Source organism: Bacillus sp. BP-3, from assembly GCF_028401955.1.
In the GTDB taxonomy this organism is placed as follows: Bacteria; Bacillota; Bacilli; order Bacillales; family Bacillaceae_G; genus Bacillus_A.
The window spans coordinates 31,583-41,227 of sequence record NZ_JAQOTJ010000025.1; the positions used below are offsets into that span (position 1 = coordinate 31,583).

Below are 9,645 nucleotides of genomic sequence, written 5' to 3' on the forward strand. Positions count from 1 at the left end.
TTCTTTAACGTCTACAACAAGTAAAAAGACGAGCATTTAAGTTATTTGCTCTCTATTATATTGACGTTTCCGCCCTGTACTATTTATAAACTCTCTCATGGCGCTTTGGTGTTGTGATACCTTGTTTTTAGCTTCTTTCACGCCTTCTTCATCACCCATAGCCTCCATAACATTTACTTCTTTCTTTGCCTTTCTAATCTGTCTTTCTAGGTGCCGTTGCTGCTGGCTTTCCTTATATACTCTGTCATTCTCTGCTGTATCGTATGGTTGATATCGTTTTGTGGATTTACCTTGTATATACGGATAGATAACATGACGACAATTCACGCCTAATAACCCTGCCGCTTCACCATAAGAAGTACTGGAGAACGGAGGGTATCGCTTGCTCTTTCCACTTTTAGAAAAAATACGACCTTGAAACGGAGAACAACGAGGTCTAGCCCCAAGGTGTGAGCTAACTTCTATGAGATCCACATCATACTCATCCATGCGAGTCATTTGCATTTCATTCGCTACATTTTGGCTAACAGAACGAGTTATCATGTTGATGTAACCTTCTGTACTCCATCGCCTACCGGATTTATCTATCAAAGCAGGAATTCCGCGTTGTGACCATTCTGAAACCGTCTGCCGTAATGCCTGTTGTGGCGTTGTAATACCGCCTAATAGTTTACCTACTGTCTTGTTTAAAATATCTAAATAAACTTGCTGAGACTTATTTAACATGGTTGTATTTATAAGGTTAAAAGTATCAATTGCTTGTTGCTCATATTCATTAAGGATTCCTATTAATGCCGTGCTTGTATGCATTGCAGGGACATCTAACAATAGCCCTGCTTGTACTGCTTCTTGATACAAAGTTTCATGTTGCTCTACTGCGGTAAATCCAGCCGATTCAAGCATATTCCTTACTTCCTTTGCCGTTTTACTACTATGACGAGCGATAGTTTTCATTTGCTGTTGATTTAACACACCTAGTTTATTCAATTGAACCATACGCCAATGTTGGTACTGTTCATTATTTTCAGCGGTTAACAGCAATTCTCTGTTTTGTTTGAGTACTCTTGCCATATTAAGCAATAGTTCTTCCTCAATTGCATTGTAAATATCTACAATAAATATAGATAATTGTTGTAGCTTCTCTGGAGGAAGGGCCATTATCCTTCATCCCCATTATTGTCATTTCCAAATAAATCAACCATTTCTGGCATCATCACTTTATTCTCTTCTTTGATTTCCTCAAAGATTCTCTCCGCTTCTTCTTCTGTTACTTTTAAAACCTTCATGATGGCCATTTTTGCAGAAGTTAGACCATTCATTTTAAGTTTTATCCAGTAATCAGCATTAGTATTTCTATCCTCTGCTATCGAATCATCAAAACTAATAGCTACATCGTACTCATTTGGTGCAGTATAGAAGTTATATAGAGAAGATACATCCATTATTACTTTGATTAAGTCTTTTAGAGCTTCTTCGATAATCGTTATATGGCCGCTACGTGTACGGTATGTTTTACTATTCTCACTAACTACTTCTGTTGCTGTTTTTAATCCTTGTGAATCAAAAGTAAATGTACCTGCACTGAATCCTACCTGCATTGCTAAAACATTTAATAGCGCATTAATACCGGAAATATGCTCTTCTACTCGTAGTTCAACCGATATATCTTGAATTTGTTTCATAGATTCATCAAAGTTCATAGCTTCATATACTTCGTCAGTTGCATCAAAATAGCGATGCATTTGCCCGCTTTGTGGGTCAATTACCGTTTTAACCGCATAAGAAGGTACAATAATACGTTTTTTACCAAGTCTGAACTCACGCTCAAATGAATCAAATGCAATATCAAGTGCTTTGATTGTGTCTAATGCAGCAGAATAAATACTTACACCTAATTTACTAGTTAAATCAACGTTGTTAGCTAAATTAGGTTTTATATAAACAAAAAGGGATCGCTTTAAGCCATCCATTCTTACTTCTTCTTCTAGATTTTGATACAGAGTAGCAAGCGGAACCTTAACACCTAAATCATCGCTTTCTGACTCATATAACTCATTTCTAACTACATATGTCTTACCTTCCCAGATATGCCATTCAAGCAATGTATACTTCTTATTGTTCTTCCTGCTTTCGTTAACGAATATCCCTTCTGTTATTTCCTTTCCATTATCAGCAAGCGGGATAAAGCATTCAGCATTCACAAAACCAATACGGGCGCCTTTATCATCTGCATAACACTTGATAGCTATACCACCAAGCGCAAACATGTATTCTAAGTAGTTTTGAAACTGCATATAGAATGCGTTATTTTTGAAAACTTCCTGTATATATTCATTCATTTTTTCATCAGATACACTAATTTCACATTTCTCATTAAACACAAGATTAGCCATCTCTGATGAAATAACTTTCGGCATTCCCATTGTGTTCATACGACGTTTACGAGACACACCGTCTACTGTTTTATATGTGATATCATGCCACTTTGAGTAATAACCCATGTAAAGTTTGCGCCATTTCTCAACACTTTCATACATAGGCTCAGTAATCATTACTTCCTTCTTATCTGTAATCCTATTAATCCCGCTAATCAATCCCATTTTGTACATCACCTGCCTTATCTTAGCGATTAGGTTTTTTAACATTTAAAACACCGCCTAATATTTTAATCCTAGCTTTTGTAAATTATCGTTAACATAATATTGAAATGCATCACACGTATGATCATCTTCTTTGACAACCTTAGGATCATCATTCTGTATAGTATCTGCATCCCATTGGTATTTCCGATGTTCTTCAATAAATATTTGATTAGCAGGTGTATTTAACACAAAAAAACGCCCTTGAGCCATTAGGTCCTGGACGTTATCAATCATATCTATTTTCTTCTTCTTTGCTATTGGATGTAACCTTATTCCGTAATCTTTAAAGAACTGATTACGAAGTGCACCTTCTGCTGAGTCAATGGTCTGTTTATCAAAGTACTTGTTATATATGTCAACGTTTTTATCCATCCACTCTTTTAAGTCTTTTGAAAGTTCACTTGGAGCTTTCTTTACTACTTTGTTAGCAGGACTATAATAGTACGTATCTAGCAATATAACGTTTCTTTTCTTAGTAAAGGCAATTGCCAAGTGAGTAGTTGCAGATACTTGATGCCCTGTATCTGATGCTGTATCGATAAGAATAATGTCATCATCTTGCGGCAGTTCATCGATTAATTTAACATGATTCATATTGTATACCATGTCTCCTAATCCAATTACTTCACCGCCATACATCCAACGCCAATAATCTAAGTCATGTTCTTTGTACTTCTCAATCTTTCTAATCATTTGCTGAGATAAGAAGCCTTTTTTGTCGTCCATGTATGTTGAATGGTGAATGAAGTAATCATCATCTTCTGCTTTACTATCTAACCACTCATTAATCCAGCTGTAAGGATTTCTAGGAGGGTTATATGAGAAGTACACTTTTACTTCCTTGCCTTCGATTTGCTGACGGATGAATGTATCCTCGACAATATCGATATCCTCAACACCAGCAAACTCTGCTGCTTCCTCATACCATAGTGACATAACGTACCCTTTTGCAATCTTAGCTGATTTAAGCTTAAGAGGATCGTCACAACCGTAAAAGTAAAATGCTGTATTTGTTCGCTTATGCCTAATAATTAATGGAGACTTACCAAAATAAAACTCACTTTCTACACCTAGCATATATATGGCCCATTTAATCTGTTCATATATAGAAGTAGAAAGATACTTGCCGACTTTCCTCAAGCAAACTACATTGCCCTGGTCATCCTCTAAAAAGTCAGTTACAAGCTTCATAGAAATAACAGAGGACTTCATAGAAGAACGTCCGCCTTTTGCAACGATATGAGACTGTTCAGCAAGCCATAACGAATAGAAATTGACATTCATCAAGTCCATGATATTAACTGTCTTGGTCATTTTCCATCGCCTTTCTCATAGCTTCTTTATCGTTTACAATAATGACACGGCTGTTACCATTAGAATCATCTGTGAGTTCCTTGATTTCAGCTTTCATCTTCTCAACCTGTACTTTTTGTACTTCTTGCTGCATGCGATGACGTTCCTCCTCAATCTGACGCTTAAAGTTATCCGGTACCAGGTCAAAGTATTGAGCCAATTTGTCCAAAGCTTTCATCTTGTCAGCAAGCTTAACTGATATCCCGTCACGTCCCTGCTTTACTTCGGTAATGATAGAACCATCAACCATATCAGCTTCATATAAGTCTACAAAATTAACTACTCTTGTTTCCTCATTACCATCTTCATCTTTAACCGTTATCTCTCTCTGACCGAAATTAAGGTAATTAGTAATATCAGCAAAAGCAATTTTAATGTACTCTTTTAGTACATCCATTGCTTCTACAAATACATTCTCAACAAGCTCACCTTTTAACTCCTTTATATAGGAAGCAACTCGTTCACGCCTTAATAAACGGCTAGCTTGTACATGAGCGCTTTCCTTAGTATATCCCGCTCTGAGTGCAGCTTGTGTTCCATTGAAGTATTTCACATAATACAAACAAAAAAGCCGTTCCTTTTCGGTCAGTTCCTCATCATCTAACATCTCTTTTAATTTAGCTTTCGTTTTGGGATTTTTAACATTGGTAACGCTCCTTTTTGCAATAGTAACGTTACCATTAATTTGCTCATCCCATTTATCTTGTGATTTCCACTTTCTGATTTGCGAAGGCATAAGGTTTAACTCAGCTGCAATATCAATTAACGGCTTCTCACCTTTACTCACTTTGTATATTTCAAATGCCTTGTCACGATCTGGGCTACGTTGTCGTGCCACGACCACCACCTCACGATAATCTCTTTATAAAATAAAAAAAGCAGCTATTAAGCTACTTAGGATATTAACTCTTTAATTAAATCAATTAGCTCTTCATGGTTCTTTTTCTTATACTGTTCAAATCCTATTGTTAATTCGCCTGTAAGCTTATTTCTGTTTTTATAAACAACATATGAAATAATTGTAGAAACATCATACGTATCATAATGTAATCCAGAATCACACGACATAACTTCTGTACTTTCAATCGTTATATTATTAATATGAACTTCCATATAATCACCCCAAAAGAATCTTATTTAAAAAAACCGTAACGAAATTTAATTTATACAGGGAAATGAATAATATACGCAAAATCACTTCCGATAAACTTATTTATGTAAACAAGCGTTACGGGAAATACATTGGTATCAGTGGTTTTCTAAAAAACACTGAATATCGACTATACAAAATTTTATACATCGTTGATTTAACGCTATTTTCAGAAGTGAAACACCGTTATTTCCTGCATAAACTTCACATTGTTAACTATCTCTATTTTTGTTCAGTTTCTTTCTCTAAAGATTGCTTCGCCCACAAATAAGCTGTTTCGGCATTTGTGATTGCTACTGATTTTTCTCTTCCGTTAGGACAAACGACTCCAATCGTATACATGAACTTTTCGAATGCATCTTTTAATATTTCTTCTTTACTTTTCATCGTTACTTCCTCCTCATTTTTAAGTTTGTTTGTTTCGCTAAATATCCAACGACTCGTCCACTTCCTTAGCTTTGTAAATTGAATATGCCCAGAACAATGCATATGCGATTAAGAGTGCTATCCAGATCATATGATTACTCCTTTACCGAACATACTTTGAAGTTTCCGTCTTCGAAATGGTAAATACCACTAGAAGTCATCACGATTCCCTTTTTATCATGAGTCATACCTTTTCTATGCCCTTCTTCATAACCGCGATTATAACCTTTATCGAATCCTTCTCCTTCAGCTTCCAACAATAACTCTTCCAATTGCTTATTGGTTAATATCTTCATACCCTCACCCCTTATCTTCCCTTAACAATAAATAAGACGCTAAACCGATAACGGCAGCGCCTATGATGATTGCTATTGGTTTAATCATTGTGCTTTTCTAATAAACCTAACTTGCTTTGTATGTTCAGAAACGAATACCCATGTGTAAATCCTACAATATTAATTCCTGAAGCGTATTTATGTGATAAATCTTCATTATATGTTTTCTTGTAATACTCTAATTTAAAGGGAATATTATAATGATCGTTTATAATTACTTCATCTTCCGGAAACCCTTCCATTCTTATAACAACAGCAACATACTCTATTCCTTCACTATTTGCTTCATTAAAACACTTTTCTAATCCTTCTAATGTTAAATCCATCATTCATCATCCTCCTATTCAAATGTCCATTTTATTCAATAAAAAAGGAGCACCTGTATTAGATGCTCTCAATGTGAAAGAGTGTTCGGAGGCATAGGATAGCAATTAGCTTGTCCTACACTTCAGTATATGCTTGTCCTTCTCAAAGTGTTAAAAAGATTACTCTCAACCTTCTCCCGATCACCGCATCAATAATATTAGCTACGTGCTATACGTTCAGTGACCGGGAGAAGAGCGGGAATTCCTCTTCTCTTTTATAGTCCGTAGACTTACAGGATATGGGTTATCCCTTAATTTGTATCAAGACGTTATCCGCGCCTTGTTTGAACCAATACATTTTCAGAGGGAACGGATGGGAAACCGTTTGTATTGGCTCAAACAAAGAGCGAAGCTCTCTGCTCGTTTAGTTTTAAGAAGAACCCTAACTTACATTACAATTTTCGGAAAGTGCGGTACATTCAATCATACCAACCACCGTCTTTCATTTGTTAATACAGAATTCATCAAAATGGAGGAAAATGTTTGCAGCATCTTCCTTATGAACATGTGCCGTTTAGATTTATTTTTACAGCCTATAAACATAGTAATTGGGGTAACTATGCTTAATGAGATGTAAAACAGTATGACGAATGCGAGTAGTATCACACCCGCCACACTGGAATATGTCTTAATTTGTTTTCTATATTCAATTATTTAAGGGAATCTTACCACCCTTACTGCGGATTCCTACCGCCAATGCCCGCCCTTCCGCAGTATACGTTAAGGAGTACTAGTCCTCTTCGATATGCGGTTGTCAAAGAGCTTGTATATATAGGTTATAATTTTCACCATTTTATTTAGTCCCCCAAAAAGTTCGCGTTTTGTTCGCGTTTTTCAGATTATACCTAGCGCTGTAGCAATCAATTTAACTGCGCTTTGCTTCTTCTCATAGAAGTATGTTTTCTTGAGTAGTAGATCATGATAAACATCTGAATCTTTTACTCTTTCGTTTGTTAGAAACTTACGTTCAATGATTTTGCGCTCATCATCATCTAATAAATTATTAAGTGCTTTTTCAATCTGTTGCACCTTCCACTTGTTTGTAGTCTTTGAATTACGTAACTCTGGAAATAGACTGATTCCTTCTTGTTCTACTTCATTATTGAATCGCATCTTTAATGCACGATACTCTTTTAAGATACTGACTACTTCTTTCTGCACCTTCTTGTCATCGATATCTGGTAATAAAGATAATTGCTCCATCTAGAATCCCCCTATTTCATTTTTGTTATTTTCACTTCATATATGGTAAGTGAAATTTTAATATTTCATTATTGAATAAGGGAACACCACAAGCATACAGCCCCCACCATCTGCCTTGCGCTGCTCCGCTATCCATTAAGCTGTTTTCTGTTTAACTATTCTTCCTCCACTAAATCTCCATCCATCATTTAGATGGTCCATTAACTCTTGATACGTAAATACGTCAAATATCCATACTTTCTGACTCTGCTCAAATCCTTGTTCTTTTCTATACAGCATATATTCTCGTGTACCTTCGTATCTTTTTATGTCACTCACTCCTTTATGATCTTGTCCACTCCTTCTTTTTGTCGTCCCATATGACTACAATCAATTCTTGCTTATGCAGATACTCCCATAACTTCTTTCTGAGAGGGAATCCTTCGTTTATTGCCTTCTTACTTCCTTTTACATCCACTACTTCTATACGGCCATCTACATAGATCACACGAAAGTCTGGTGTGAATTTCATAGCTTGCTTTTTAGACTTTCCACTTTTCGTTATACTGCTTTTGATTGTGAATGATGGTATAAGTTCATACTCGGGATGAGCATCTATTTTCAAGACGTCATCCCTTGTTTTTAGGTACTTATAATAGTCACATTCTGTTTTGCTATCGAACTTTATACCATCGTATATAATTTCTTTACTTCTAATCTTTGGTTTCGCTACTTTCTTCTGTTTCTGCTGCTTTCTTTTTTTAATCAACTAGTAACCTCGCTTTCTAATAAAATAGCGTTTTTGTTTAGTTTTCTAGTAGTTCTTTATTCTCATGAATGTTACCAATAACTTCAGCCCAAGGTCTCATCCTAACCAAGTACCATGACCCACAACAAAGTTCCATGTACTCGTTATATCCCACTTCATAATTACGATCCATTTCATATGTTCCTTGGAATGGATGACCACTAACTCGTACAATTTCTCCCTCATAAATTTCCTTGTCATTCTTATCTTTTAATCCTGTGTATTGCATTAACTCCACTTGTTCCAAATGGAACCATTCAGTGTGAGCCACTTTCGAATTAACCGCCGGAACTTCTACTCTTTTAAAATCAAAACTAATTGAAAGTACCGGTAAAACCAAATTTAATTCCTTTACAAACGCTCTATACTTAATCTCCCTCATTTTCATTCTCCCTTTCTCTCGAATAACGATTTTGTATTAAATATCGAACGATTAATGGATCCATTGATTCATAACTTTGTACTAACACCGAACGTTCAACGGATCCATAAACAATTTTCATTCGTCTTTTCAAATAAGGATTTTGTCTTACTTAATGCACTACATCACTTTCCTCATCAAATATCCAATCAGTATCAACATCTTCAATCGGCGGCATTGCTCCCAAACGACTGAATGCTACTTTTTTCTGCTTCGCAAGTAATTCATCTAAATTACTTTGTTTCTCAAGGATTCGCTTTAAACCTTCACCAGCTTTTGCTAAAAACCTCATTGTATCTTCCTTAGTACTTGTTGCCATCCAAATCCTCGAATCGATCGGAATGCTTATAGCATGTACACCAGATGTTACTTCCGAAATATTAATAGATTTACTTAATGGAATTGCGCAAAAACGATATTTTTCCACTTTAATTTCATGACCAACTGCAGCTTCCCATTTTTCAAAAGCTAGATAAAAACGTTGAGTTTGCTCGTTCACTTTAATTTCCATTCCGTTCCCCTCCAAAATAACGCTTTTGTTTAGTTTGTAATGTTTGAATTCATTCTAGCTATTGTTAGAAAAACATCATTAGATATAACGTATGGAAATTCAGAACTTCCGTAATAATCTACGATGATACATCCGTTTCTCGTTGTCTTATATCGTTGCCCTAACGATTTAGCGAATGCTCTTTTCCTTAAAGACTTCATTCACTGCCTCACCTCTACTTTTCTACAAAATTCAAATTTGTTACTACTTTATACCCGTGCTTCCAAATCCACCTACACCGCGCTCACTTTCACTCAATTCATCTGCTTCTACAAAGCATGCTGTTTCGCATGGCGCTATAACACCCTGTGCAATCCTGTCGCCCTTTAATATTTCATAAACTGTACTTGCATACGGTTCTGGATCTCCGTGTATATCATTGCATCCATAATCTTCATTACCTTTAGGTGATA

Annotated in this window: 14 protein-coding genes and 1 pseudogene; all 15 read right to left on the minus strand. The window is 35.9% G+C overall.

The genetic code is table 11. From position 1 onward, the window contains the following. Window positions 1-36: 36 nt before the first annotated feature. On the minus strand, window positions 37-1,158 hold the full coding sequence (locus tag PLX19_RS23835) for a phage minor capsid protein (RefSeq protein WP_272191374.1): 1,122 nt from the start codon (window positions 1,156-1,158) through the stop codon (window positions 37-39). After that, window positions 1,158-2,645, minus strand: a complete 1,488-nt coding sequence (locus PLX19_RS23840) for a phage portal protein (protein ID WP_272191375.1) — start codon at window positions 2,643-2,645, stop codon at window positions 1,158-1,160. Before PLX19_RS23840 ends, PLX19_RS23835 begins: the two co-directional genes overlap by 1 nt. A gap of 12 nt (window positions 2,646-2,657) precedes the next feature. Further along, window positions 2,658-3,956, minus strand: coding sequence for a PBSX family phage terminase large subunit (locus tag PLX19_RS23845; RefSeq protein ID WP_272191376.1), 1,299 nt, complete (start codon window positions 3,954-3,956; stop codon window positions 2,658-2,660). After that, complete coding sequence (locus PLX19_RS23850; RefSeq protein ID WP_272191377.1) at window positions 3,940-4,833, minus strand: terminase small subunit; 894 nt, start codon at window positions 4,831-4,833, stop codon at window positions 3,940-3,942. The genes PLX19_RS23845 and PLX19_RS23850 overlap by 17 nt, the downstream gene beginning before the upstream one ends. A 56-nt stretch (window positions 4,834-4,889) precedes the next feature. Then, the gene (locus PLX19_RS23855) at window positions 4,890-5,108 is read right to left on the minus strand and encodes a hypothetical protein (RefSeq protein WP_272191379.1); all 219 of its coding nucleotides are present in this window, start codon (window positions 5,106-5,108) and stop codon (window positions 4,890-4,892) included. A gap of 259 nt (window positions 5,109-5,367) precedes the next feature. Next, the gene (locus PLX19_RS23860) at window positions 5,368-5,532 is read right to left on the minus strand and encodes an Acb2/Tad1 domain-containing protein (protein WP_272191380.1); all 165 of its coding nucleotides are present in this window, start codon (window positions 5,530-5,532) and stop codon (window positions 5,368-5,370) included. 134 nt (window positions 5,533-5,666) lie between these two features. Beyond that, the gene (locus tag PLX19_RS23865) at window positions 5,667-5,867 is read right to left on the minus strand and encodes a hypothetical protein (RefSeq protein ID WP_272191381.1); all 201 of its coding nucleotides are present in this window, start codon (window positions 5,865-5,867) and stop codon (window positions 5,667-5,669) included. A gap of 80 nt (window positions 5,868-5,947) precedes the next feature. Next, the gene (locus tag PLX19_RS23870; RefSeq protein WP_272191392.1) at window positions 5,948-6,232 is read right to left on the minus strand and encodes a hypothetical protein; all 285 of its coding nucleotides are present in this window, start codon (window positions 6,230-6,232) and stop codon (window positions 5,948-5,950) included. An 873-nt stretch (window positions 6,233-7,105) separates the two neighbouring features. Further along, entirely contained in the window at window positions 7,106-7,474 is a 369-nt protein-coding gene (locus PLX19_RS23875; RefSeq protein ID WP_272191382.1) for an ArpU family phage packaging/lysis transcriptional regulator, read from the minus strand. 135 nt (window positions 7,475-7,609) lie between these two features. Continuing rightward, the gene (locus tag PLX19_RS23880; protein ID WP_272191383.1) at window positions 7,610-7,753 is read right to left on the minus strand and encodes a hypothetical protein; all 144 of its coding nucleotides are present in this window, start codon (window positions 7,751-7,753) and stop codon (window positions 7,610-7,612) included. 43 nt (window positions 7,754-7,796) lie between these two features. Further along, window positions 7,797-8,222, minus strand: coding sequence for a DUF1064 domain-containing protein (locus PLX19_RS23885; protein WP_272191384.1), 426 nt, complete (start codon window positions 8,220-8,222; stop codon window positions 7,797-7,799). Between the two features lie 37 nt (window positions 8,223-8,259). Continuing rightward, complete coding sequence (locus PLX19_RS23890; protein WP_272191385.1) at window positions 8,260-8,643, minus strand: YopX family protein; 384 nt, start codon at window positions 8,641-8,643, stop codon at window positions 8,260-8,262. Beyond that, window positions 8,630-8,764: a hypothetical protein gene (locus tag PLX19_RS23895; protein WP_272191386.1), complete on the minus strand. Its 135-nt coding sequence runs from the start codon at window positions 8,762-8,764 to the stop codon at window positions 8,630-8,632. The genes PLX19_RS23890 and PLX19_RS23895 overlap by 14 nt, the downstream gene beginning before the upstream one ends. Window positions 8,765-8,794: 30 nt before the next feature. After that, complete coding sequence (locus tag PLX19_RS23900; protein WP_272191387.1) at window positions 8,795-9,193, minus strand: hypothetical protein; 399 nt, start codon at window positions 9,191-9,193, stop codon at window positions 8,795-8,797. A 243-nt stretch (window positions 9,194-9,436) separates the two neighbouring features. Further along, a pseudogene (locus PLX19_RS23905) lies at window positions 9,437-9,645 on the minus strand (dUTP diphosphatase); the annotation flags it as partial.

Bases quoted from the DNA above. Each gene is read 5' to 3' on its own strand.
- PLX19_RS23835 (WP_272191374.1), bottom strand. From the start codon at position 1,158: ATGGCCCTTCCTCCAGAGAAGCTACAACAATTATCTATATTTATTGTA.
- PLX19_RS23840 (WP_272191375.1), bottom strand. From the start codon at position 2,645: ATGTTAAAAAACCTAATCGCTAAGATAAGGCAGGTGATGTACAAAATG.
- PLX19_RS23845 (WP_272191376.1), bottom strand. From the start codon at position 3,956: ATGACCAAGACAGTTAATATCATGGACTTGATGAATGTCAATTTCTAT.
- PLX19_RS23855 (WP_272191379.1), bottom strand. From the start codon at position 5,108: ATGGAAGTTCATATTAATAATATAACGATTGAAAGTACAGAAGTTATG.
- PLX19_RS23860 (WP_272191380.1), bottom strand. From the start codon at position 5,532: ATGAAAAGTAAAGAAGAAATATTAAAAGATGCATTCGAAAAGTTCATG.
- PLX19_RS23865 (WP_272191381.1), bottom strand. From the start codon at position 5,867: ATGAAGATATTAACCAATAAGCAATTGGAAGAGTTATTGTTGGAAGCT.
- PLX19_RS23870 (WP_272191392.1), bottom strand. From the start codon at position 6,232: ATGGATTTAACATTAGAAGGATTAGAAAAGTGTTTTAATGAAGCAAAT.
- PLX19_RS23875 (WP_272191382.1), bottom strand. From the start codon at position 7,474: ATGGAGCAATTATCTTTATTACCAGATATCGATGACAAGAAGGTGCAG.
- PLX19_RS23880 (WP_272191383.1), bottom strand. From the start codon at position 7,753: ATGCTGTATAGAAAAGAACAAGGATTTGAGCAGAGTCAGAAAGTATGG.
- PLX19_RS23890 (WP_272191385.1), bottom strand. From the start codon at position 8,643: ATGAGGGAGATTAAGTATAGAGCGTTTGTAAAGGAATTAAATTTGGTT.
- PLX19_RS23895 (WP_272191386.1), bottom strand. From the start codon at position 8,764: ATGAAAATTGTTTATGGATCCGTTGAACGTTCGGTGTTAGTACAAAGT.
- PLX19_RS23900 (WP_272191387.1), bottom strand. From the start codon at position 9,193: ATGGAAATTAAAGTGAACGAGCAAACTCAACGTTTTTATCTAGCTTTT.